This window comes from Rhizobium sp. NZLR1, from assembly GCF_017357385.1.
GTDB lineage: Bacteria > Pseudomonadota > Alphaproteobacteria > Rhizobiales > Rhizobiaceae > Rhizobium.
The window spans coordinates 334019-354671 of the sequence record NZ_CP071633.1; the positions used below are offsets into that span (position 1 = coordinate 334019).

Here is a 20653-nt window from a genome sequence, read left to right on the forward strand (position 1 = left end):
CATGATGTCATAAGAAAACCGCGCACAATTTTCGGCATCATGTTCAGTCTGAAAGGGCGGCCCGTATGGGTTACACGTTGAATTTCGGCGCCGTCTGGCGCAATTTCGATTTCCTTTTGAGCGGGCTCGCGCTCAGCCTCGGCCTTGCGGTGATCTCGATCCTGATCGGGGCTGCGATCGGTCTCGCCGTGGCATTCGCGCTGACGTCCAAAAGCCGCTTCGCGGTCGTGCCTGCACGGCTCTATGTCACGGTAATCCGCAACCTGCCGATTCTCGTCCTGGTGCTTTTCGTCTTTTTCGCGCTGCCGCAGATGGGCTTGCGCCTCGACAAGATAAAAAGCTTCGTGCTGGTCCTATCGCTCTATTCCGGCGCCTATCTGGCCGAGGTGTTCCGCGCCGGGCTGTTGTCGATCCCGAGAGGATTGACGGAAGCCGGCCTCGCCATCGGCCTGACGGGAATGCAGATCCGCAGCTCTATCATCGCGCCGTTGATGCTGCGTAACGTGCTGCCATCGTTATCCTCGACGATCATCTCGCTCTTCAAGGACACCTCGCTCGCCGCCGCCATCGCCGTGCCGGAGCTGACCTTTGCTGCCCGCAAGATCAATGTCGAGAGCTTTCGCGTCATCGAAACCTGGATGGTCACATCGGCCCTCTACGTCGTGACCTGTTTCCTCATCGCTGCCGTGATGCGCTTCGTCGAGCGCCGCCTGGCCCTGCCGAGATAGACCTGATGACCCACACCTTTCTCGAACAACTCTGGATCGCCCGCTACGTCATCATCAATGGCGTCGGTGTGACCGTATCGATCTCTCTGCTGGCCATCCTCGCGGGTTCCGTCCTCGGCGTTTTCGTCGGCCTGGCGCTCGTCTATGGCGGCGTTGTTTTACGTGTGGCCGTGCGCGCCTATACCGATATCATCCGCGGCACGCCGGTGCTGGTGCTGGTGCTGGCGAGCTACTATGTCTCTGCCGCTGTCGGTCTCGATCTCGGGCCGTTTTCAGCCGGTGTGCTCGCCCTTGCTATCTTCTGCTCCTCGCATGTCGGCGAAATCGTCCGCGGTGCGCTTCAGGCGATCCCGAAGGGGCAGACTGAAGCCGCCAAGGCGATCGGCCTGACCTTTACCCAGACCTTCACCTCGGTGCTGTGGCCGCAGGCCATGCGCCAGTGCCTGCCGGCCTGGGTGAATACCGCCGCCGAGATGGTGAAGGCCTCGACGCTGCTCTCGGTCATCGGCGTCGCGGAGCTTCTGCTGCGCACGCAGGAGATCATCTCCCGCAATTTCATGAGCCTCCAGTTCTATTTCCTGGCCGGCGGTCTCTATTTCATCGTCAATTACGGCATCGAGCACTTCGGCAAATATGTCGAGCGCAAGACCGCCCTGCCGTCCTGAGGAGTTCCCCCGATGGCCAACACCATTCTCGACATCAAAGGCCTGCGCAAGACTTACGGCATCCACGAGGTTCTCAAAGGCGTCGATTGCGCCGTAGCGGAAGGCGAGGTCATTTCCATCATCGGCTCGTCCGGCTCCGGGAAAACCACTTTGCTGCGCTGCGTCAACATGCTGGAGGAATTCCAGGGCGGCACGATCAGCCTCGATGGCGAGGAGATCGGCTACCGCGCCGAAGGCGCTACGCGGCGCCGCAAGAGCGAGAAGGAAATTGCACGCCAGCGCGCGCTGACCGGCATGGCTTTTCAGCAGTTCAATCTCTTCCCGCATATGAGTGCCGCTGAAAACGTCATGCTCGGTCTCGTCAAGGTGAAGAAAATGACGAAGCCGGAAGCCCGCGCCATCGCGGAAAAATGGCTCGATCGTGTCGGCCTCGCCGCGCGCACCAACCACTATCCCGGACAGCTTTCCGGCGGCCAGCAGCAGCGCGTCGCGATCGCCCGCGCCATCGCCATGTCGCCGAGGCTGATGCTGTTCGACGAAGTGACCTCGGCGCTGGATCCGGAGCTGGTGGGCGAAGTGCTGCAGGTCATCAAGGGGCTTGCCTCCGACGGCATGACCATGCTGCTCGTCACCCATGAAATGCGCTTCGCCTACGAGGTTTCATCGCGCGTCATCTTCATGAACCAGGGCGTTATCTGCGAGGAGGGAGATCCGAAGGAAATGTTCGTGCGGCCGAAGACCGAACGGCTCGCAGAATTCCTCAAAACCTCGAGTTTCAACTAATGCATGTCGCCCGGAAGTGTGCAGCGGTTCCGGGACAACGACATGCATAAAAACAAAGGGCAAAAGCGCGTCGCATGCATCAAATTTGATGCGACGCGCTTTAGACGAAAAAGAGGCCGCGTGGACCATCAGCGTTGCTTACCTGCATGGCGCCCGATCCAAGGCGAGTTTCGACGCGCGGCCGCTCCTTCTTCAAGAAAGAAATCTGCCAACAGGGCAACCGATCGAGGGAACTGTTAGTCCTCGTTGCCAGTGGGCGCCGGCGGCAATGACGACCGGACCAAATGTCGGGACGAGGAGGTGCGGGCGCGCGCACAAATTTCGGTCAATCTGCATTCCCGGCAGGCAAATTCCCGGCCAAGCCTTCGAGACATCTTGAAAATCCTGAACGCAGGATTTTGGCATATGCTTTGCTTTCTCTCTTTTATGCAAGATAGCCACACACCCGAGACCGCGCAGAAGTCCATCGAGGCAACGATCGTCTCCGGGATCCTTTCGGCAAAGATTCGGCCCGGTACGCGTCTCAGCGAAAACCAGCTGGCCGCGCTCTTCGGGGTGTCCCGGACCCGGGTCAGGGAAGCCATGATGCGCTTGGAGACACGCGGCACCGTGCATGTAAGTCCCCGGCGGGGTTGGTTTGTCGTTGAGCCGTCCGCAGAAGAGGCGATCGCTGTCTATGAGGCACGGCGTGTCGTCGAGGCTGGATCGCTGCGCGGCATGCGCGTGCTGACAGATGACGGACGCAAGGCTCTTGCCGCAACATTTGAACGAGGAAAAAAGCGCAATGGCTGCCGCCGATCGCCAGCGCTTGACCTATTTGATGGGCGATTTCCACATCCGCATCGCCGAATTGAGCGGGAACGCCATCATCGTCGATATCCTTCGCGATCTAACGGCGAGGACGATCCTCATTTCGATGCTCTATCAGTCTGAATTTCACGCAGCGCAATCTCATGACGGGCATTGCCGTATCTTCGAGGCCATGCAGGCGGGCGATTTCTTCAGAGCTGCGGCGCTTTCTGTCGAACATCTTGATGAAGTGGAAATGGGCCTCGACCTCACCACGCGCCCGGACCCGCTCTCGGAACTGCGCAGCTCCCTCTCACTCCCTCCCAAGACCGTGTCCTCCTCTCCTCCATCGTTAAACTTCAAAACCACAACTCCAAAGGAGCAATGAACACATGCTGACAAGACGAGCACTCATCGGAATCGCGACCCTGGCGGCAAGCTTCGGCTTCAGCTCGCCGTCTCACGCCGATACTCTCTCCGACATCATGGCACGCGGTACGCTGCGCGTCGCTGTGCCGCAGGATCTTCCGCCCTTCGGCAGTGTCGGCACCGATATGGCGCCGATGGGCTATGACATCGATATGGCCAATCTCATTGCCGAAAAGCTGGGCGTCAAAGCCGAGCTCGTGCCGGTCACCAGCGCCAACCGCGTTCCCTATCTGCAGACGAACAAAGTCGACTTGGTCATTTCCAGCCTCGGAAAAAATGCGGAGCGTGAAAAGGTGATCGATTTCTCTGTCGCCTACGCCCCCTTTTTCAACGGCGTTTTCGCGCCGGCCGATCTTTCGGTCGCCAAGGCGGAAGATCTCGCCGGCAAGAGCATCGGCGTTACGCGCGGCGCCGTGGAGGACTTGGAGCTGACGAAGATCGCGCCGGCCGACGCGACGATCAAGCGTTACGAGGACAATAACGGCACTATCTCGGCCTTCCTGTCCGGCCAGGTTGACACTGTCGCTACCGGCAACGTGGTGGCTGCTGCGATCCTCGCCAAAAATCCCCCCAAGCGCCCCGAGCTGAAGTTCCTCATCAAGAACTCGCCCTGCTACATCGGTCTCAACAAGGAGCAGACGGCTCTTCTGGAGAAGGTAAACGGCATTATTGCTGCCGCCAAAGCCGATGGCGCGCTGAACACCATATCGCAGAAGTGGCTCGGCACCGATCTCCCGTCGGATCTGTAAGGAAACCGGTTTCACGGACGTCATCCCGCACTGGCTGGCGGGATGACATCCGCTCCGTCACCGCAAGAGGGGAGAATTTCTTGAGCTACCATTTCGAATTCGGCTGGCTGCTTCAATATTACCCTGAGATCATCAAGGGCATACTGATCACCTTGGAGCTTATCGCGGTCGGCGGAGTGCTCGGCATTTCGCTCGGCATCTTCTGCGCCTGGGTGCGCGCACTCGGCCCGATCTGGCTGAAGCCTGCCATTGCCACCTATGTCGAACTGATCCGCAACACGCCGTTCCTGATCCAGCTGTTTTTCATCTTCTTCGGGTTGCCATCGCTCGGCTTCCGGCTTTCCGAACTGACGGCCGCCAACCTCGCGATGGTCGTCAACCTCGGCGCCTATAGCTGCGAGATTATCCGCGCCGGCATCCAGGCAACCCCGAAGGGTCAGTTCGAAGCAGGCGAAAGCCTTGCCATGACGCGCTTCGAAACTTTCCGCTATGTCGTTCTCGTGCCGTCACTGCAGCGCATCTGGCCGGCGCTGTCGTCGCAAGTCGTCATCGTCATGCTCGGCTCATCGGTCGTGTCGCAGATCGCTGCCGAGGATCTGACCTTTGCCGCGAACTTCATACAATCGCGAACCTTCCGCGCCTTCGAGGCCTACATCGTCTCGACAACCATCTATCTGATGCTGGCAATCCTGCTCCGGCAGGTGCTGGCGATCGTCGGCGGCTTTATTTTCCCGCGGAGAGAAGCACGATGATCGAGTTCACATTCTGGGATATCCTGCGCAACCTGTTGCTCGCCACTCGCTGGACGATCCTGCTTTCGCTCGTCTCGTTCGTCGGCGGCGGTGCGGTCGGACTGGGATTGCTGTTCCTGCGCATCGGCAAGCGCAAGGCATTCAAGGTGCTCGCGAAATATTACATCGAACTTTTCCAGGGCACCCCGCTGCTGATGCAGCTCTTCATCGCTTTTTTCGGTCTCGGCCTTTTCGGCATCGATGTGCCGGCCTGGCTTGCTGCTGGGCTGGCGCTCACCCTGTGGAGCGCCGCCTTCCTCGCCGAAATCTGGCGAGGCTGCGTTGAAGCGGTCGCCGGGGGGCAATGGGAAGCCTCAGCCAGCCTTGGCATGGGCCGGCTGCAGCAGATGCGTTACGTCATCCTCCCGCAGGCGTTGAGGGTCGCCATACCGCCCACGGTCGGCTTCTCCGTGCAAATCGTCAAGGGAACAGCGCTGACCTCGATCATCGGCTTCGTCGAATTGTCGAAAGCGGGCACGGTGGTCACCAATGCGACCTTCCAACCCTTCATCGTCTACGGGCTCGTCGCCCTTATCTACTTTGCCCTTTGCTGGCCTTTGTCAAAAAGCAGCCAGATCCTGGAAAGGAAGCTTAATGTCGCTCATCGAAATCACTGAAGTCCGAAAGAGCTTCGGAACCACAGAAGTGCTGAAAGGCATCAATCTCGATGTGGAGGTGGGCGAAGTCATCGCCATTATCGGCAAAAGCGGTTCGGGCAAATCGACCCTGCTTCGCTGCATCAACGGCCTGGAGACCATCACCGACGGCTCCATCTCCGTGGCCGGTGCGCAACTCATCGGTGACGAGATGCATCTCAAGGCGCTGCGCCTTAAGGTCGGCATGATCTTTCAGCAGTTCAACCTCTTTCCCCACCTGACCGTTGGCGGCAACGTCATGCTGTCTCAGACCGTGGTCAAGAGGACTTCAAAGCCCGATGCCGAAGCCATCGCCCGCAAGATGCTGGAGCGCGTGGGGCTGGCCCACAGGTTCGACGCCTATCCCGATGAGCTCTCGGGTGGTCAGCAGCAACGCGTCGCCATCGCCCGCGCGCTCGCCATGCAGCCGAGCGCGCTTCTTTGCGACGAGATCACCTCGGCGCTGGATCCGGAGCTGGTTGCCGAAGTTCTGGCCGTCGTGCGCGAGCTTGCCGCTGAGGGAATGACGCTGCTGATGGTAACGCACGAGATGAAGTTTGCCCGCGACGTCTGCAGCCGCGTCGTCTTCATGCATCAGGGCCGGGTCCACGAAGTCGGCGTCCCGGAGGAAGTCTTCGCCAATCCACAGACTGCAGAACTGAAACAGTTTCTTGGCGTCAGCTAAGACGCAGTGACAACAGCCACCGTGGTGGACGCGCATTTCGCGTGCTGCGTTTGTGCCTCGATTACTCGTTCGGTGCGAACACCCTTACTGTTCCAGCTGCCGCCAACCCGATATAGGCGCCTTGCCCGCATCCCATATCGGCGAGCGATGACGCCCGAGTTTCTCGGCAATGATTTCAATTGATGCCGGCCATGCGCTGCCGAGCGATCTTGCAGCGTTTATCCAGGTTGACGTGAGAGTAGGTGAGGTTCATTGCGCTTTCCTTGCGGGTGATAAATCATTACCCGTCGCAAGTCAGGCTTCATCCTTGACCCCACCCTTCAAAAGCAACCAATGAATCGCACCAACATCAATTTTGCTCCTCCTATCCTCTCGTGCAAACATCAGAAAACCTTCTCATGACTAATCCTGTCAGCGTCTATTCATTGCCCGGAACGGGCTTTTTCGATCTGGCTCCGGCTGCGGGCGGCGAGCCTTATCGCATATTCCTGTCCATTCCGACGGAGAGACCGCCGGCAGGAGGATGGCCGCTTCTGGTTATGACCGACGGCAATGCCACTTTTCCCTTCGCGGTGGCCAGCCTGGTCACGCAGGCACCTTATCCCACGGGCACGAATGTCGATTGGGGGGTGATCGCGGCGATCGGCTACCCGTCTGACGAGCCCTATGATGCGCTCCGCCGGTCTTGGGACCTCGGTCCTCCGCCGGTTAAATCCTATCCGCCCTTCGTTGAGGGCGGTCCTCCGGTTGTCATCGGAGGGACCGGTAAACTGGTGGATTTCATCGAGAACGAGTTGATACCGCGGATTGCGGAGATGGTGACCCTGGATCCGCTGCGCCGATCGCTTTTCGGGCATTCCTTCGGCGGCCTCTTTACCCTCTATGCCTTGTTCGAGCGTCCGGGTCTGTTTGCCAATTGGATTGCGGCCAGCCCAACCATCTATTGGGAGAACAGTGAAATCCTCAACAATGAGGCGCAGCGTCAACTCATCCCGGGAAATTCCGCCTTCCTGCATTTGTCCGCCGGAGAATACGAAGGCGATGAACTGGCACCCTTTCAGTATCGGAACGAGGATGCCGCCATACGCCTGGAGAAGAGGAAGATGGAGCGGACGATCCTCCTGGCGCAGGAGATGGCGGAGCGATTAAATAGCACGGCCGACGGGTTGCGTGCCGAATTCGAGCTTTACGCCGGTGAGACCCACATGTCCGTTCTTGCGACCGCCGTGAAACGTGCGGTCAGCATCGCGTTCGCGGTCGGAGGATCGACCGACAGGTGAGGTTCTTTGCAAGGGTTTCGTCGGTGATCTGTTCCCGGCCACCGCTGCCGGCCTTCGGTCCGGCGCCTATGGCGAGGTATGTACGCCATCGAGCATCTGCCGCGCCTCGGCCCTTGGCGCGGCGACGGAATGACGCTTGACGAGCGAGCATTCGAGCTTGGCAATCGGATAGCGTTTGCCGGGCATGGTTTCCGGGTTGAGATGTTCGATCGCCCATTGCCCCATGGCAAGATGTGGAAGGACCGAAGTCGTCAGCGGGGGGACGAGATGCCGTGAAATTTCCTCGTCGTCATAACCCACCACCGACATGTCCTGGGGAATGCGAAGCCCTGCATCCTTGAGCGCTTCATAACACCCGATGGCGGTGCGGTCGTTCTGACAGAAGATCGCGGTCGGCGGCTCTTTCAGAGCAAGCAGCTTCATCGTGGAGGCATAGCCGGCACCGGCCGACCAGTCGCCTTCGATGACCAATTCCGGATCGAAGGGGATATCGGCGGTCGAAAGCGCGCGCCGATATCCGGTCAGGCGGTCCTGTGCAGCCTGCATCCAGATTTCACCGGTGATCGTCGCGATGCGATGGTGCCCGTGCGTGATCAGATGCCGGGTGGAGCTCTGCCCTCCGGCGATCTCGCTCGGCACCACCGCCGGAAAGGCATGGTCCGCCGTATAACAATTCAGCAGGACCGTCGGGATGTTGAGCTTGCTGACGTAAGAAGGAAGCTCTACCTGGCGGGTATAGATCGTCATATAGATGAGCGCCGAAATGCCTCCGCTCGTCAACGCCTTGATGGCTTTCGGCTCCATGACGGGATCACTGAGTGTCTGGGTTACCAACAGGACATTGCCGGCGTTCCATGAGGCTTGCCGCGCGCCTTCGATCGCAACGATCGCTTCCGGGCTGGTGGCGAGTTGATCCACCGCGAAACCGATCACATTGTCCAGCCCCGAATAAGAGGCTTTCGTCGTATAAGTCGTTCCCGTGTAGCCAAGTGCGCGCGCCGCCTCCCATACGCGGTCGCGGGTCTGCTGTGAGATACGGGTGCCGGGTGTATCGTTGAGAACGAAGGACACGGCCGCCTGCGAGCAGCCGGCGGCGGCGGCGATATCCATCATCGTCACGCGGGCAGGCTTGTCCGCGGCGGGCTTATTGCTCTTTTGGGTCGTGGGTTGTCGCATTCGCGGAAAACTGTCTTTGCCTGGATTTGCCGTTTTGGTAATTACTATTAGCATCCATCTGAAAGCGCTGGCAATTGCATCAATTGCTGCAACGCCGCCAGTTAATGGTAATTTCCAGTACAAAATCGCGTCCGTGTCGACGCACGATGAAATGTTTTGATCTGGATTGATAATACTATTTACTAATTAAAATTCTTCTATACCGTCACGGAGCGATCGGAACCAATGCCACTCGTCGCTTTGCGGCGGCCCTGGGAGGGGGCGCATCCGGCCGGCCGTAAGTCGAAAACGGGCCCATGCACTGCGGCCCCTCGGGAGGTGTATTATGAAACAGCTGAAACGCAATGCAGCCTTGTTCTTCGCCGGGTTGATGCTGAGCGCGGCCCCGATTGCCGTATCCCATGCCGCCGACAAACCGACGCTTGCATTCGTCGTCAACGGAGCGTCCGACTTCTGGAAAGCCGCAGAGGCCGGTGTGAAGAAGGCGCAGGCCGAAATGCCGGACTATCAGATGGAGCTGAAATACCCTGAGCAGGCATCGGTTGCCGTTCAGCAACGCCTGATGGAAGACTTGGTCAGTGCCGGCGTCAAGGGTGTCATGGTCTCCGCGGTCGATCCCAAGACCCAGACGGAGGGCTTGAGCAAGATCGGCTCGCAGACGGCTCTCTTCACGACCGATAGTGACGCGCCGCAGACCAACCGCGTCGCCTATATCGGCTCATCCAATGTCGACGCCGGGATGCAGGCCGCCGAAATCGCCAAGAAGGCGATGCCGGACGGCGGCAAGTGCATCGGCTTCGTCGGCCTGCTCGGCGCCGATAATGCCAAGGAACGTATCCAGGGCATGAAAGACGGCCTGAAGGGCACGAAAATCGAGCTGACAGATGTACGCGGCGACGATATCGACCAGACGCGTGCAAAGAAGAACGTCGAGGATGCGCTGGTGGCGAGCCCCGACGTCACCTGCATGGTCGGCTTCTATTCCTACAATACGCCGCGCATCTATGAGGCGCTGCGCGACGCCGGCAAACTCGGCCAGATCACCGTCGTTGGCTTTGATGACGATCCGATCACACTGGGCGGCGTCAAGGAAGGCACGATCGCAGCAACCGTCGTGCAGCAGCCATTCGAGTGGGCCTATCAGGGTATGAAGCTGATGGCCGCCTACCTCAAGGGCGACAAATCCGGCGTTCCCAGCAACGGCTTGATCATCATCCCGACGGTGGTCATCGGCAAGGATGACGTTGACAAGTATGCCGCCAGCCTGAAGGCTATGTCTGGAAAATAGCCCTCCTTCGCGGCGGCGGCACTCGCCGCTGCCGCGATAGACGTCTTATGCCGACACAGCATTAGCTGCCATGGACAGGCGATGAACCATAGCTCCGACATCACGTCACCGGACCCGCTTGCAACGCCGTTCCTCTCGCTTTCCGGCGTTGGCAAGACCTATCCGGGCGTCGTGGCGCTTGAGGGCCTGTCGCTCGACATCATGCCGGGAGAGGTCATCGGCCTCGTCGGCGAGAACGGGGCTGGAAAATCGACGCTGATGAAAATCCTTGGCGGCGTGATCGCACCCGACCGAGGCACGATCCTGCTCGACGGTGCGGAGCTTCGTTCTCTGACGGTGGAATCGAGCATCTCATCCGGCATTGCCTTCGTGCACCAAGAACTCAATCTCTTTGAAAATCTCGACGTTGCCGCCAACATCTTCCTGGGTCGCGAACCGCTGAAGGCGGGACCTTTCAAGCTCGTCGATCGCGATCGGCTGCGCGACATGGTGAAGCCGCTCTTGAAACGCGTCGGGGCTCATTTTTCCGCCGACACACCGGTGGCGTCGCTTTCCCTTGCCGAGCAGCAGATGGTGGAAATCGCCAAGGCGCTGTCGATCAACGCCAGGCTGGTCATCTTCGACGAACCCACTTCCAGCCTGCCGCTGGCCGAAACCGAGCGGCTTCTGAGCATTATCAAATCGCTGAAAGCCGACGGAATCAGCGTCATTTTCATCTCGCATCGCCTCCACGAGGTAGAGCGCGTCGCAGACCGGGTCGTCGTCCTGCGGGACGGTACGCTTGTGGGCACGCTCGCCAGGAAGGACATTGGCCACGACCAGATGGTCAAGCTGATGATCGGCCGGGTGCTTGCGGCCCGGACCGCAAAACCGCAGCGCTCGCCCGGCTCGGTTGCGCTGAAGGCAAGCGGCGTGCGCACTGAAGCCTATCCCGGCCGTCCCGTTGATCTGGAGATCAGGTATGGGGAAATCATGGGGCTTGCAGGCCTCGTCGGGTCGGGCCGCACCGAGCTTGCAAGGGTATTCTTCGGCATCGACCGGAGCTACGGCGGAACCATCCTGCAGGACGGCCGGGAAATTTCGGTCCGTTCTGCCCGTGACGCCGTCGCTCGCGGCATCTTCCTGGTGCCGGAGGATCGCAAGCGCAACGGCATTCTTCTCGATTTCCCGATCGCCCAGAACATAACCCTTTCCGATCTTCCCAGGCTTTCCAGCCGCTTCATGCTTTCTGCTGAACGGGAGACGGCGGCGGCCGAAAAGCAGCGGGTTCGCCTCGGGATCAAGGCGCCATCCGTTTCGACGCGAACCGGCACTCTGTCCGGCGGCAACCAGCAAAAGGTCGTGCTTGCCAAATGGTTGTCGATGAGCCCGAGGGTGATGATCTTCGACGAGCCGACGCGCGGCATCGATATCGGCGCGAAGAACGAGATCTACGGCCTGATGCGAGCGCTAGCCGATGCCGGAGTGGCGATCCTGATGATCTCCAGCGACATGGAAGAGGTGATCGGCGTTTCCGACCGCATCGCCGTCATGCACGAGGGCCAGATCGCCGGCATATTGGAAGAGGACGCATTCAGCCAGGAAAACGTCCTTTTGCTTGCGGTCGGCAAAAGGGTAAAATAGCGGCTGCGGCAATACAAATAGGTATCGGGGAATGGATCTCGAATGATCAAGAAAGATCTCGGACTGCTGCTGTTGATCGTCGTCGTCGGCATTGTCGTCGCCGTCATCAATCCGCGCTTCCTGCTGCCGATCAACCTGGCCAACACCGCCAACCTGATCGGCCTGTTCGGCATTCTGTCGATCGGTCAGGCCTTTGTCATCATTACCGGCGGCATCGAGCTTTCCGTGGGCTCACTCGTCGCTCTTCTCGGTGTGCTGTTCGTCGATTTCATCGCCGTCCAGGATATGTCGTGGATGCTGGCGCTGCCGCTCATTCTCGTGCTTGGCGCAGTCGTTGGTGCCGTCCACGGCTGGTTGATCACCCGGCTCAACCTGCAACCCTTCGTCGTCACCCTCTGCGGCCTGCTGATTTATCGTGGGGCAGCGCGCTTCTATACGGCCGACGGAACGGCGGGCTTTGCTTTTGGCCAAAATTTTCCGGACCTCGAATTCCTGACCGCCGGACGGTTCTACGGTGTTCCCAATACCTTCACTGCCCTCGTGATCATTGCCGTGGTCATGTGGATCATGCTGCATCGCTCCGTCTTCGGGCGTTATCTCTACGCGATCGGGAAGAATGAGGAGGCGGCCCGCTATTCCGGTATTCGGACCAGCCGCATGATCATGTCGGCATATGTCATCTGCGGGCTGCTGACGGCGCTTTCGGCGATTTATTTCGCCATGTACACGCGCTCGATCTCGCCGGCGAGCCATGGCCAGTTCTACGAACTCTACGCGATTGCCGCGGCCGTGCTCGGCGGCTTCTCGCTCCGCGGCGGCGAGGGATCGATCGTCGGCGTCGTGCTGGGTACAGTCCTGCTCCAGGAGTTGCAGAACCTCGTCAATCTGCTCGGCATCCCGTCGTCTCTGAATTTCGCCGTCATGGGCGGCGTGATCCTCATCGGCGTCCTGATCGACCAACAATGGCACGCCATCCGCGCAAAACGCCGCGTCGTCTCTGCCGCCCGGCAGACCGAAACCCGTCATTCGAGCGAAGGCAGTTTGCCGGTGGCTGCCAATCAGGATTAGGTCATCCGCTGCAGATCACGCTCGCTCATCGCTATCAATCCCTTCTGCAATCTCCGCCGTCATCAAAACGGGCAGAGTGTGGCATTCCAACTTTGCAGAAACAGGACATTCTAACTTTGCGGCTACAAATAATGTCAAAGCTGATAGAGATGCGACGCCGCCAGCCAGTTAGAGATGCGACACTGGCACTGTTGATCAGCCCCCGATCCGACCGGCTGGGCCGGGTTGCAAGGGAGGAGCGGGCGGGTGAGGGAATTGCCTCTTCGGCTTCAGCTTTGAGACTGTGAATGCCAGTTCATTCGGCTGCCTCCCTACGAGCCAATGCCGCCTGGCGTGCCGCTGACAATGACATCGCCCGACTCCAGGCGCGTGAAACTGGAGCAATATTCGATCTGCCGTGCGATGTCGAAAATCATCTGACCGAGGTGAATCCTCGGGTGGATCTCAGACTGAGTTGAGGAAAGCTTAGCCCACCGCATCAACGTGCGAGCGTTAGCCAATCGCCGATCGTTGTCCCAAAACGTTGCATGGAACGTGTTGTGGGGATGGCGGGGCGCTCAGTTGCTATGGTCTTTCTCACTTCACGCGGGCTGAGCCCGAATTCATGGCTGAACGCGCGCGTGAAATTGGCTGCAACGTCGAAGCCGGCGGCCTGGGCAATCTCCGAGATCGGCCTGTTGTCGGTCGGGTTGGTAAGATCCGCATATGCCTGCAGCAATCGACGTTTGCGAATGTAGTTGAAGACGCCCCCGCTCGTTTCGAACAATTGGTAGAGCCGCGTCCGCGAGATGCCCAGCGCACGGCACATGACGTCAGGCGTCAAGCTATCTGAAAGAAGATTGAGGTGAATATAGCGATGCGCCCGCTCCATCAGGCCCATATTGTTCTGTTCCTGACCGCGATCCAAACTTGCGGACGATGCAGCGCATGCAACGACCATATCGCCGATCGTCCGTATGATCCGCGGCACCTCCTCCACCGTCAAATTGCCCAGGTTCGCCTCCAGGCCGTTGATATAGCTGACGAGCAATTCGGCGAGGCTACCGGAGGGGGCGATGTTGTTGGCGCTCTGCAGAAGAGGCGTATCACGGGTCAACAGTTCATAGGGCAAGAAGACGAGCACAGCGGCTGAATCGGTCATCCGCCCCCGGTATGGGTAACCAAGAGACCTGAAAAATATCTCACCCGGGCCGGTCTCCGTTACATGCCGATTGGCCTCGGTCCAGGCCCGGCCGCTGCGAAGTACGCCGACGTTCCAGTGATCGATTGGGCTCGATCGCAGCATGGCCTGATCGCGAACATAGCTGCATGCCTGCGTCCGCTGCTGGACGATGAGGATATCGCCGAGATGCCAGCCGGTCTGTTCCGCGAGAAAACCGTCGTCCTCTGGTTGTCCGTCCGGCAGATGAACATCCACAAGCGGCGCCATATGTGATCGCCAGGACTGGAATTGTTCTTTCGGCGGCAGGTCTCGCGTCGAAAATCGCAAGGGCACCAATGCAGGCGGAACGTCCACCCGATGTTCTTTCTGCGAGGACGGTTCGCGCGGCCAGCGCCGCCGCTCGAGGTGGGCCGGCCATTCCTGTCCAGCAGCGGGGTCATCTCCAGACTCCGTAACCATCCAATTCCTCCAGCGCATAAGCCGATCCGGGCTGTTGAAACTGAGGCAAAAAATCGTTTTCGCGGCTGAAACGTCCGCGCAGCCCATCCGACAAAACCGAATCGACTGAAGTCCTACGTGCATAAGCTACTTATCATATTCCTTTACGAGCAGAAATGGACGGACCGATAATTTTCGGGATGCGGCGATAACGACAATTGCGTCCTGTTCCTGTATCTAAATGAGCAAGGGTTAGTTCCGAAGGACGTTCGGAAAGCCCAAATACTCACTTGCCAGTGCAATGCAGTTTCCAAGCACTCTCAACGTGAAACGACACTAATTCACAACAAAATATGCAAGCAGAGGAGGATAGGTCGTGAACTATCGGGGCAATATTCGTGCGCGCTTTGCGCGAGCATCGGCTTACGACAGGAATTCTTCTCCGCATAACCCTCAGGCGCCGGGAAAAATTCCTATCGCCAATAGTGCGGGTTTCCTCTGCTCACCTTCGTGCGAGACGCTCCTGATGCCGGAAATCGGCAAATAAGGACGCGAAGGGGTTGCGCGCAGGCCGAGGCCGTCTGTGTCGATGCGTAATGAGGCCGAGGCTTGCACGCAACCCTTACCATATCCACCCATTGGCGAATTTTGTAACGCTGCCCATTTCTATGGCAGATCGGAGGCTAAGATGACCACCGCATGTGATGAGAAACATATCGAATTGAAGCCGATTTCGAGCTGCAGACGAGAGGTCGAAGTCGCGATGGTGGAAATGCTCGTCACTTTGCAGAAACGTGGATGGTCGGCTGCGGAATTGGCATTGGAGCTCGCAGATGCCTCCGAAGATCTCGTCATGCTGATCGCGACCAAAAGGGTTCGACCGCATTAGAACCGGATGATTTTAGACCGACCCAGCCTAAAATCTGAATCCTGTTCTAGATTAAAGAGTTAGAGCATGATGTCATGAGAAAACCGCTCACACTTTTCGGCATCATGCTCTAGAAAAAAGATCGCGTGGAATTATGCTGTTTCTGACTGAATGAGATGGCAGCACTGTCAGGCGCGGCGCAGTGATTTCCCACTCCATCATCACCCATCACGTCAGTCGCCGCGCCGGAGATGGCTTGACCATATTGGTCAAAGCGGGAGAAACTCCCCGGCTTCGCCCCGTTCAAAGCGGAGCTCGGACAGGTCACTCAGCGACGAAGGAGCGTAAGTCGCAGCGGCGACAAGCAAGCCTATTACCTGCACCTGTATTTCGAACTCAGCGGCGCTGCTCGCGACAGCATGATTGTCAAACTCTACACCGGTCAATATTCGCGGGATATTCGCGACATCGACAAGGTTGCCGTCTCTCTTAATCTGTTGTTGCGGTCATTCGGGTGAACGCGCACCTTGTAGCCCGGCTCATGCGAGGGTTCGTCGCGTCTTTGACGAAGTTGGCCCCGCTTGATCGCCTTGAAGGGATCCGAACCGGCGGCCAAAAGCGCTGACAGTAGATGTTGCGGTACAAATTTTGGCTGTGCCGCACGTCGACGAATGTCGGGAACTCTCGATCCCGATGCGTGGCCAGTTCCTATTGACCCATTTCCCAATTCTGGGAAATGTGCCTCCAGTGAATCAATTGCGGCCAGCGGCGATCAGGGCGTGCGCGGCATCGCGGAGCAAACCCGTCGCCTCGCCGGGTTCGAAGACCTGCATGCTGACAAAAGCGCCGTTGATCAGCACCGCGAGTTGCCCGGCAAGCCGGTCGGGTGCAGCAACCGCCAGTCTCCCGGCGATGGCCATCAAGCGCCGCCGCATTTCATGCATATGGGCTTCGGCGACTTTGCGGGCGGGGTGACCGGCTTCCGGGAACTCGGCCGCCGTGTTGATCTGCGGGCAGCCCCGGTAATTATCCCGCCCGACCCTTTCGCCGATCCACTCGAAATGGGCGTCGAGTTCGGCTAAGGCGTCATCCGCATGCCGCTCGGTTATCCTATGCCAGGTGTTCCAGAAATCCAGGTCCTCGCGCTTCAGGAAGGCCGCGATCAAATTGTCCTTTGTGCCGAAATGGCGGTAAAGGCTGGTTTTGGCGACACCTGATTTTTCCACCACCAGATCGACGCCCACGGCGCGTACACCGCGCCGGTAGAAGAGTTCCGATGCAGTCTCGAGAATTCTATCCCGTACCTCATTCACGGCCGGGGCGTTCGCTGTGTTTTTCGTCATTCGCTCATCTCCAATTCAGCCACACTAGCAGAAAGCGGATTGACACGCTACAGACCTGTATGTTTTATAGCTACAGACAGGTCGGTAGCGCAGGAGAGAGCAATGACCATTCATCAAACCGACAACACTGGAACACTCCACGCCGTGGTGGCAGTCCTTGGAGCGAACGGCCATACCGGCCGGTTTGTCGTCGCCGAACTGTTGCGGCGCGGGCTGACGCCGATTGCGATCGGACGGAGTGCCAGACGATTGGCAGAGGCGGGCTTTCCGGAACGCGGCGTCGAATGCCGCGAAGCAGCGATAGAGGATGACGAGGCGCTGGACAGCGCGTTCGCAGGAGCGGCGGCGGTCATCAACTGCGCCGGCCCGTTCATGGACACGGCCGACGCGGTCGTGCGTGCCGCGCTCCGGGCCGGCATCCATTATCTCGACGTAACGGCTGAACAGCCGAGCGTACAGGCCACATTCGACCGGCATGAGGTTGCGGCCCGGGAAGCGGGCGTAGCCGTCATCCCGGCCATGGGATTTTACGGCGGATTGGCAGACCTGCTGGTGGCAGCCCTGATGGACGAATGGCTGCATGCCGACACTGTCGAAATCCGGGTTGCGCTCGACAGCTGGCTGCCCACGAAAGGCACGCGCGTGACCGGGGAGAAGAACACCGCGCAGCGCCTGGCCGTCAGCGGCGGGCAGCTTGGACCCGTGCATCAGCCGCCGGCCGAGAAGGTATCCGTTTTACCGGCCCCGTTCGGCCAGCAGACATTCGTCGAGCTTCCATTTTCGGAAGTGCCGCTGATCGCCCGCCACGTCCGGACGAAGGAGTTGCACACCTTTCTCAGCACGACAGCCCTGCGGGATGTTCGGGATCCATCGACGCCCCCGCCCCAGGCCATCGATGAAACCGGACGTTCGGCGCAGCGCTTCGCCGTTGAGGTGATCGTCACGCAAGGCGACCTGCGCCGCCGGATTCTCGCCCAGGGACAGGACATCTATGCCGTCACGGCGCCGATCATCTGCGAAGCGGTCCAGCGTATCTTGTCCGGTGATATCCGCGATACCGGCGCAAAGCCGCCGGCTGCCATTTTCCATGCCGCGAGTTTCCTGGGCGCTCTCGGCCCCAATCTGTCGGTTGAGACATCAGAAACCTCAGATTTTCAGAAGGGCCATCCATAAACGGCGTGAGGGACCGCAAGTCTCCAGCGTAATCACGGAGCCCGTTGCTGCACAAATCCTGCGGAGCCACCCGCTTTGATCTTCCCGAACGATCTATGGAAGAAGTCCCTCGCAAAAGTTGGGCATTTTGCGAGGGACCTCTGCGACGCTCACAATCGGCACGCCGCCCAAAGCGACCCACAGGGCATTCATCTTAATTTAGGCGATTGCCGCCTGTTCCAAACAAATGCACCTTCGACAGGTCAGGGGCGATCGAGATTTGTTGTCCCGGCTTGAAGTCGACCCGTTCACGCAGAAGCAGCGTGATATCGGCACTTCCAAGCCTAGCGTTGATGTGGGTTTCCGATCCGGTCGGCTCGACGACGACGATGGTGGCCGGCACGCCGTCCTCGCGGATCGCCATATGCTCCGGGCGGATGCCATAGGTGACGGCGTCCGCCTCTTGCCGGCCGGGCGGCAGAGGCAGGCTGGTTCCGCCCAAAACGAAGCTGCCGTTCCTGACTTCACCTTCGAACAGGTTCATCGCGGGCGAGCCGATGAAAGAGGCGACGAAGGTGTTTGCCGGACGGTCGAAGAGCTCGAGCGGCTTGCCGATCTGCTCCACGCGGCCGCTGCGCATCACGACGATTTTGTCGGCCATGGTCATGGCTTCGACTTGATCATGGGTGACATAGACGGTGGTGGTCTTCAGTCGCTGGTGAAGCTCCTTGATTTCCGCCCGCATCGTCACACGCAGCTTGGCGTCGAGGTTCGAGAGCGGCTCGTCGAAGAGAAAGACCTGCGGGTGACGGACGATCGCGCGGCCCATGGCGACGCGCTGGCGCTGGCCGCCCGACAGCTGTTTGGGCAATCTGTCGAGGAGAGGTCCGAGCGCCAGGATGTCAGCCGCCTCCTTCACCTGCTTTTCGATCGTCGACTTGTTCTGGCCCTGGAGCTTCAGAGCGAAGCCCATATTCTCCGCGACGGTCATGTGCGGGTAGAGCGCGTAGCTCTGGAACACCATAGCAATATCCCGCTCTTTCGGCGCCACGTCGTTCACGACCCGGCCGCCGATGCGGATTTCGCCGTCGCTGATCTCCTCCAGCCCTGCTAGCATTCTGAGCAGGGTAGACTTGCCGCAGCCAGAGGGACCGACGAGCGTGACGAATTCGCCGTCCTCGATATCGACGGAGACGCCGTGGATCACCGGAACGGCGCCATAATGCTTGCGGGCTTCGTCTATCGTAACCGATGCCATGTCGTTTTATCCTCCAGCGATTAAAGACCGAGCTGCCAGATTTCAGCGGCGATTATATTTCCCTCGGATGCGGTCAGACGCGCAGCACTTACCCCCTTGACGCCGGGCAGCCGCTTGGTTCCCGTCCAGCGGCCATCGTCGGCGAAGACCTCGATCGAGCCTGCATCGAGGAAGATCCGGATGGTCGATGGGCGTGCGCCGGCGGCGATATAGCGGGGCGATGCCTTGGCATTCGCCACCGAGAAGGGAATGCTCAGCCCGGCCTCATCCAACTGAACCGCGACCGTCGCCTCGGAATGTTCGAGATCGAGGCGGAACGCATTGCCGGCTTGCCTGAGAGTGAGAAGGATTTCGACGGAGCCGTTGGCAAGATCGACGGTCCGGCCATCGAGAAAACCTCCGGCATCCAGTCGCCGTTGCCGCAGGCTTTCGACACCTGACACCGGCGGCGTGATCAGCGCCCCACTTTGCAATGCCAGCCGGCGCGGCAGGGTCATCGCCGTCGGCATGTCGATCTCTCTGGAAATATCCGTCCAGTTCGCAAGCCACGCGATGCCGATCGGGTCGCCCTCGTCGACGAAGGCCTGGAACGCGTAGGCGTCGGTGCCGAAGTCCAGTTCCTGTTCGAATTCCATTGAGAACCGTTGGCCATCGAAACGGCCGACAGTCGCAAGCGTCATGTTGCGCCGGCCCGTTGCCGGGTCGCGGCTGGTGAGCAGACCGAAGATCAGGGCCCAGCGCGTCGTCGGATCATTGGCGGGACCATCGAGCGGCACCATGCAGGGGCACTCCGCCGCCGTCATCCCGAAGCGGTTCTCACGGTGAAGCATGCCGAGGAAGTTCCATCCCGTCGCCGCAGCCGGGTCATCGGTTTGGTAGAGCAGGATAACGCCGCCCTCGCGGTCTCGCGTGCCGAGCAACATCTTCCATTGGCCGTCGGGCCCGAGGAAGACATAGGGATCGCGGAAGTCGGTCGTCAGACCGAGCCCGGCGGGACGCGCCGGCAGGATCAGGCTCGCCGGCTCGACATTGACAAGATCGCGGCTGGTGGCCGTGAACTGAACCTGTTCCTCCGGTTCCCGATCCTTCATATGCTCGGTGAAGAAAATGCGAAGGCCGGCTTCATCGCCGGGAAGAGCGATCGCGGAGCCGGAAAATGCCCCGCCCCGCCCGTCGGCCCGCGCAGCGAGTTCATCCGAAGGGAAAAGAAAGATCGGCAGATGCTTCCAGCGAAGATAGTCCTCCGAGACCGCATGACCCCAATGCATGTTGTTCCACCGAAGGCTGTGGGGATAGTGCTGGTAGAAGAGGTGCAGCTTGCCGCCGAACCTTCCAAACCCGTTGGGATCGTTCATCCAGCCGAAAGGCGGGCGGAAGTGATAGCTGCCGGGGACCTCGGGTGTGGCATTGGCAGGGCTGATATGCAGCAGCCGGACGCCTTCTTCGAGAACGTGGGGCTGAAGGAAGGCATAGAGGACCGAGACGTCGGTCGTCATGGGATCGTAGGAGAAAGCAGCCTCTCCGCCTCTTTCCAGCGTCAGCAGCCGAAACTCAAACTCATGCGGATTTGAAGTTTCGACAGCACAGGCCGGATTCCCATCGACATGTGCCGTCAACCTTCCCGGAGCGTCGCCATGCGACGCCCTGATCCAGGCATGAATCGTGGACCCTGCGGGCAGGAAGGCGCTGATCGTCTCCAGCTCCGCTTCATCGGACGGAGAAGTCGCTTGGCTTGTCATCAAT

18 protein-coding genes and 3 pseudogenes are annotated in these 20653 nt (G+C 59.6%); 15 read left to right on the forward strand and 6 right to left on the reverse strand.

The window, feature by feature from the left end; translation table 11 throughout:
• The first annotated feature begins 65 nt into the window (after positions 1 to 65).
• The 9 genes and pseudogenes from J3O30_RS24000 (at position 66) to J3O30_RS24040 (ending at position 7534) form a co-directional block, all read left to right on the forward strand.
• On the forward strand, positions 66 to 728 hold the full coding sequence (locus J3O30_RS24000; protein ID WP_207585067.1) for an amino acid ABC transporter permease: 663 nt from the start codon (positions 66 to 68) through the stop codon (positions 726 to 728).
• A gap of 5 nt (positions 729 to 733) precedes the next feature.
• Positions 734 to 1393, forward strand: coding sequence for an amino acid ABC transporter permease (locus tag J3O30_RS24005; protein WP_207585068.1), 660 nt, complete (start codon positions 734 to 736; stop codon positions 1391 to 1393).
• 12 nt (positions 1394 to 1405) lie between these two features.
• A complete protein-coding gene (locus tag J3O30_RS24010; RefSeq protein WP_207585069.1) occupies positions 1406 to 2176 on the forward strand; it encodes an amino acid ABC transporter ATP-binding protein in 771 nt (256 codons plus the stop codon).
• A 426-nt stretch (positions 2177 to 2602) separates the two neighbouring features.
• Positions 2603 to 3305, forward strand: a pseudogene (locus tag J3O30_RS24015) (GntR family transcriptional regulator); the annotation flags it as partial.
• Between the two features lie 52 nt (positions 3306 to 3357).
• Positions 3358 to 4143: a transporter substrate-binding domain-containing protein gene (locus J3O30_RS24020; RefSeq protein WP_207585070.1), complete on the forward strand. Its 786-nt coding sequence runs from the start codon at positions 3358 to 3360 to the stop codon at positions 4141 to 4143.
• A gap of 80 nt (positions 4144 to 4223) precedes the next feature.
• Positions 4224 to 4895, forward strand: coding sequence for an amino acid ABC transporter permease (locus tag J3O30_RS24025; RefSeq protein WP_207585071.1), 672 nt, complete (start codon positions 4224 to 4226; stop codon positions 4893 to 4895).
• Entirely contained in the window at positions 4892 to 5551 is a 660-nt protein-coding gene (locus tag J3O30_RS24030; protein WP_207585072.1) for an amino acid ABC transporter permease, read from the forward strand. The genes J3O30_RS24025 and J3O30_RS24030 overlap by 4 nt, the downstream gene beginning before the upstream one ends.
• Positions 5529 to 6254, forward strand: coding sequence for an amino acid ABC transporter ATP-binding protein (locus tag J3O30_RS24035; RefSeq protein ID WP_207585073.1), 726 nt, complete (start codon positions 5529 to 5531; stop codon positions 6252 to 6254). Before J3O30_RS24030 ends, J3O30_RS24035 begins: the two co-directional genes overlap by 23 nt.
• Before the next feature lie 398 nt (positions 6255 to 6652).
• Entirely contained in the window at positions 6653 to 7534 is an 882-nt protein-coding gene (locus J3O30_RS24040) for an alpha/beta hydrolase-fold protein (protein WP_207585074.1), read from the forward strand.
• A gap of 66 nt (positions 7535 to 7600) precedes the next feature.
• Here the strand turns inward: J3O30_RS24040 and J3O30_RS24045 are convergent, their stop codons facing one another.
• Complete coding sequence (locus J3O30_RS24045) at positions 7601 to 8710, reverse strand: substrate-binding domain-containing protein (RefSeq protein ID WP_207585075.1); 1110 nt, start codon at positions 8708 to 8710, stop codon at positions 7601 to 7603.
• A 325-nt stretch (positions 8711 to 9035) separates the two neighbouring features.
• Between J3O30_RS24045 and J3O30_RS24050 the strand changes: the two genes are divergently transcribed.
• From J3O30_RS24050 to J3O30_RS24060, 3 genes are all read left to right on the forward strand, one after another.
• On the forward strand, positions 9036 to 9998 hold the full coding sequence (locus J3O30_RS24050; protein WP_207585076.1) for a sugar-binding protein: 963 nt from the start codon (positions 9036 to 9038) through the stop codon (positions 9996 to 9998).
• An 81-nt stretch (positions 9999 to 10079) separates the two neighbouring features.
• Positions 10080 to 11621, forward strand: coding sequence for a sugar ABC transporter ATP-binding protein (locus J3O30_RS24055; protein WP_207585077.1), 1542 nt, complete (start codon positions 10080 to 10082; stop codon positions 11619 to 11621).
• Positions 11622 to 11663: 42 nt separating this feature from the next.
• Positions 11664 to 12689, forward strand: coding sequence for an ABC transporter permease (locus J3O30_RS24060; protein WP_207585078.1), 1026 nt, complete (start codon positions 11664 to 11666; stop codon positions 12687 to 12689).
• A gap of 317 nt (positions 12690 to 13006) precedes the next feature.
• Here the strand turns inward: J3O30_RS24060 and J3O30_RS24065 are convergent.
• Positions 13007 to 13114: pseudogene (locus tag J3O30_RS24065) on the reverse strand (fumarylacetoacetate hydrolase family protein); the annotation flags it as partial.
• Between the two features lie 53 nt (positions 13115 to 13167).
• Positions 13168 to 14310 carry an AraC family transcriptional regulator gene (locus J3O30_RS24070; protein WP_207585079.1) on the reverse strand — a complete coding sequence of 381 codons (1143 nt, stop codon included), beginning with the start codon at positions 14308 to 14310 and terminating at the stop codon, positions 13168 to 13170.
• A 667-nt stretch (positions 14311 to 14977) separates the two neighbouring features.
• On the opposite strand from J3O30_RS24070, the gene J3O30_RS24075 reads away from it, so the two are divergent.
• Both J3O30_RS24075 and J3O30_RS33305 read left to right on the forward strand, forming a co-directional pair.
• On the forward strand, positions 14978 to 15178 hold the full coding sequence (locus J3O30_RS24075) for a hypothetical protein (protein WP_207585080.1): 201 nt from the start codon (positions 14978 to 14980) through the stop codon (positions 15176 to 15178).
• A 260-nt stretch (positions 15179 to 15438) separates the two neighbouring features.
• Positions 15439 to 15675: pseudogene (locus J3O30_RS33305) on the forward strand (Curdlan synthase); the annotation flags it as partial.
• A 234-nt stretch (positions 15676 to 15909) separates the two neighbouring features.
• Here J3O30_RS33305 and J3O30_RS24080 read toward each other — a convergent pair.
• On the reverse strand, positions 15910 to 16500 hold the full coding sequence (locus tag J3O30_RS24080) for a TetR/AcrR family transcriptional regulator (RefSeq protein ID WP_207585081.1): 591 nt from the start codon (positions 16498 to 16500) through the stop codon (positions 15910 to 15912).
• A 102-nt stretch (positions 16501 to 16602) separates the two neighbouring features.
• Between J3O30_RS24080 and J3O30_RS24085 the strand changes: the two genes are divergently transcribed.
• The gene (locus J3O30_RS24085; RefSeq protein ID WP_207585082.1) at positions 16603 to 17673 is read left to right on the forward strand and encodes a saccharopine dehydrogenase NADP-binding domain-containing protein; all 1071 of its coding nucleotides are present in this window, start codon (positions 16603 to 16605) and stop codon (positions 17671 to 17673) included.
• Positions 17674 to 17866: 193 nt separating this feature from the next.
• Here the strand turns inward: J3O30_RS24085 and ugpC are convergent, their stop codons facing one another.
• Both ugpC and J3O30_RS24095 read right to left on the reverse strand, forming a co-directional pair.
• On the reverse strand, positions 17867 to 18910 hold the full coding sequence (gene ugpC, locus J3O30_RS24090; protein ID WP_207585083.1) for a sn-glycerol-3-phosphate ABC transporter ATP-binding protein UgpC: 1044 nt from the start codon (positions 18908 to 18910) through the stop codon (positions 17867 to 17869).
• 20 nt (positions 18911 to 18930) lie between these two features.
• Positions 18931 to 20649, reverse strand: a complete 1719-nt coding sequence (locus J3O30_RS24095; RefSeq protein WP_207585084.1) for a GH32 C-terminal domain-containing protein — start codon at positions 20647 to 20649, stop codon at positions 18931 to 18933.
• Between the last annotated feature and the right edge of the window lie 4 nt (positions 20650 to 20653).

Coding starts and splice junctions, on each gene's coding strand:
- J3O30_RS24000 (WP_207585067.1), top strand. CDS start 66: ATGGGTTACACGTTGAATTTCGGCGCCGTCTGGCGCAATTTCGATTTC.
- J3O30_RS24005 (WP_207585068.1), top strand. CDS start 734: ATGACCCACACCTTTCTCGAACAACTCTGGATCGCCCGCTACGTCATC.
- J3O30_RS24010 (WP_207585069.1), top strand. CDS start 1,406: ATGGCCAACACCATTCTCGACATCAAAGGCCTGCGCAAGACTTACGGC.
- J3O30_RS24020 (WP_207585070.1), top strand. CDS start 3,358: ATGCTGACAAGACGAGCACTCATCGGAATCGCGACCCTGGCGGCAAGC.
- J3O30_RS24030 (WP_207585072.1), top strand. CDS start 4,892: ATGATCGAGTTCACATTCTGGGATATCCTGCGCAACCTGTTGCTCGCC.
- J3O30_RS24035 (WP_207585073.1), top strand. CDS start 5,529: ATGTCGCTCATCGAAATCACTGAAGTCCGAAAGAGCTTCGGAACCACA.
- J3O30_RS24040 (WP_207585074.1), top strand. CDS start 6,653: ATGACTAATCCTGTCAGCGTCTATTCATTGCCCGGAACGGGCTTTTTC.
- J3O30_RS24045 (WP_207585075.1), bottom strand. CDS start 8,710: ATGCGACAACCCACGACCCAAAAGAGCAATAAGCCCGCCGCGGACAAG.
- J3O30_RS24050 (WP_207585076.1), top strand. CDS start 9,036: ATGAAACAGCTGAAACGCAATGCAGCCTTGTTCTTCGCCGGGTTGATG.
- J3O30_RS24055 (WP_207585077.1), top strand. CDS start 10,080: ATGAACCATAGCTCCGACATCACGTCACCGGACCCGCTTGCAACGCCG.
- J3O30_RS24060 (WP_207585078.1), top strand. CDS start 11,664: ATGATCAAGAAAGATCTCGGACTGCTGCTGTTGATCGTCGTCGTCGGC.
- J3O30_RS24070 (WP_207585079.1), bottom strand. CDS start 14,310: ATGGTTACGGAGTCTGGAGATGACCCCGCTGCTGGACAGGAATGGCCG.
- J3O30_RS24075 (WP_207585080.1), top strand. CDS start 14,978: ATGACCACCGCATGTGATGAGAAACATATCGAATTGAAGCCGATTTCG.
- J3O30_RS24080 (WP_207585081.1), bottom strand. CDS start 16,500: ATGACGAAAAACACAGCGAACGCCCCGGCCGTGAATGAGGTACGGGAT.
- J3O30_RS24085 (WP_207585082.1), top strand. CDS start 16,603: ATGACCATTCATCAAACCGACAACACTGGAACACTCCACGCCGTGGTG.
- ugpC (WP_207585083.1), bottom strand. CDS start 18,910: ATGGCATCGGTTACGATAGACGAAGCCCGCAAGCATTATGGCGCCGTT.
- J3O30_RS24095 (WP_207585084.1), bottom strand. CDS start 20,649: ATGACAAGCCAAGCGACTTCTCCGTCCGATGAAGCGGAGCTGGAGACG.